This window comes from Endozoicomonas sp. SESOKO2 (genome assembly GCF_024606245.1).
In the GTDB taxonomy this organism is placed as follows: Bacteria; Pseudomonadota; Gammaproteobacteria; order Pseudomonadales; family Endozoicomonadaceae; genus Endozoicomonas_A.
The window spans coordinates 1-1,996 of sequence record NZ_JAHHPQ010000709.1; the positions used below are offsets into that span (position 1 = coordinate 1).

Sequence of the window (1,996 nt, forward strand, 5' to 3'; positions counted from 1 at the left end):
ATTCTGGTCTCAACCCTGTTGGCGATTTTGATAAGACGCTGGCATCAGAAAACGCATCATATGATGTTGATTTCTGATGCGCTGGGTCTGGCTGTATTTACGGTGATTGGTGTCACTAAAGCTCTGGATTTCGGCGCTTCAGCCATTGTCGCTGTCATGATGGGGGTTCTCACCGGCTGTGGCGGTGGCGCTATCCGGGATCTGCTGTCTGGTGAAGTGCCACTGGTGCTGAAAAAAGAGGTGTATGCTTTTGCCGCTATGGCGGGTGGTGCTCTCTTCGTTGCATCAGAGTCTTATATTGGCGTCAATATGGCCACATTGTTGTCTGCGGGTCTGGTTCTGTTACTCAGACTGTTGGCTCTTTATAAGAAATTATCTCTCCCTCGTTTTGACCTGCCACCCATTTCCCGATGACTTTAACGCGCTCTGACATATAGCTATTTGATCAGAGCTCCCATGCTTTTAATAACTGTTGTTTACTAATCGTCGTTTATGCCTTTAAAAAAAGGCAGCGAAGCGTTTCTGCGTCTATACCTTTCAAACCAACACACAACACAATGAGGTTTGAAAATGACTTTGTGTTTACGACAGAGGGTGGCTGTTCTGTCACCTCTTCTTGCCGCTATGGCCGTTTCCTTTCATTCTGGCAGTGTCTACTCTGCGGGTTACGGCGTTTATGAAAACTCAGCCAGCTACATGGGCACAGCCTATGCGGGCAGGGCTTCCAACCCCCAGGATGCTTCTATTGCAGCCAATAATCCTGCAGGTATAGCTTATGTTGAGGGTATGCAGGTTTCTGTGGGTTCTGCTGTCATTCTTGAAGGAGGGGAATTTGAGGGTCAGCATACTGCGGGTGGAACGGTGATTGCCCAGGGTAAGACGGAAGATTTCGTGTCAACAAGCGGGATTCCTTTTGGGCATTTTGTTATGCCACTGAATGAGCAAATCAGCTTTGGTATAAGTGGGTATGCTCCTAATGGTATTGAGCTGGATTATGACAAGGATTGGGCGGGTCGTTTCTTTGGTAATAAAACCAGCGTTAAAACCGTGAGCCTGCAGGGAACGGTTTCCTATAAATTTCAGGAAGACCTTTCGGTTGGGTTTGGGTTAATTGGTTCCTATGTGGAGGGGGAATTAACTCAAAATGTCAATCCCCTTGTGCCTGCTGCAAAAGCAAAGATTGAGGGTGATGCCAACGCATTGGGTTGGACTCTGGGAGCACTGTGGAATGTTTATGATAAAACCTACGTTGGCCTTGCTTACTTCTCAGAACTTGATTTTGAAATCGAGGGAGATGTAAAAGTTGAGGGTCTGGCCCCGGTTGAGTTGAAATCAGATGCAAAGCTCGATATCACTATGCCAGAAAAAGCGGCTCTAAGCCTGACTCATGAGCTAAACGATGAATGGACTCTCATGGCTGAGGCCACCTGGACCCGTTGGAGCCGGTTCGAGGAATTTTATGTCAGAGCCGATAATTCTGCCCTGTCCAGCTACGTCCCAATCAACTGGAAAGATGTTTGGGCCTGGAGTTTTGGTGCGACATGGCAAGTACTGCCAGAGTGGAAACTGAGGGCAGGCTATATGTTTGATGAGTCCCCCGTCGATGATGACAATCGTACAGTCCGTACACCGGATTCGGATCGTAACTGGTTTACCGTGGGAGCAAACTGGAGGCCTGATACCAACATCTCCGTTGATATTTCCTATGCATATGTGAGTCTGAAAGAAGGTAAAATCAATGAATCCAAGTACAGCCCGGATCAAAGGGCTACTCCAAATCCTTTTTACGGCACAGTAACAGGCGATTACAAGAACAGCTCCAATATTGTAGCTGCACAATTGAATTATATTTTCTAGACTTGTTCCGTCTGCGACCTTGCCTGTCTCTGCAGGCAAGGTCTTGGTGAAGGTTTTTCAGAACCAGGGAATAAGTCGATGAAATCAGTCTTTAACAACAAAACGATTAAAAAAAGTCTCAAGATGGCCGCGTTAGTGG

2 protein-coding genes are annotated in these 1,996 nt (G+C 47.0%); both read left to right on the forward strand.

Translation table 11 applies throughout. From position 1 onward, the window contains the following. A partial coding sequence (locus tag KDK17_RS17020) for a trimeric intracellular cation channel family protein (RefSeq protein WP_257288629.1) occupies positions 1–414 on the forward strand: 414 nt, incomplete at its 5' end. Between the two features lie 156 nt (positions 415–570). Continuing rightward, complete coding sequence (locus KDK17_RS17025; protein WP_257253514.1) at positions 571–1,857, forward strand: OmpP1/FadL family transporter; 1,287 nt, start codon at positions 571–573, stop codon at positions 1,855–1,857. The last annotated feature ends 139 nt before the right edge of the window (positions 1,858–1,996 follow it).

Coding starts and splice junctions, on each gene's coding strand:
- KDK17_RS17025 (WP_257253514.1), top strand. CDS start 571: ATGACTTTGTGTTTACGACAGAGGGTGGCTGTTCTGTCACCTCTTCTT.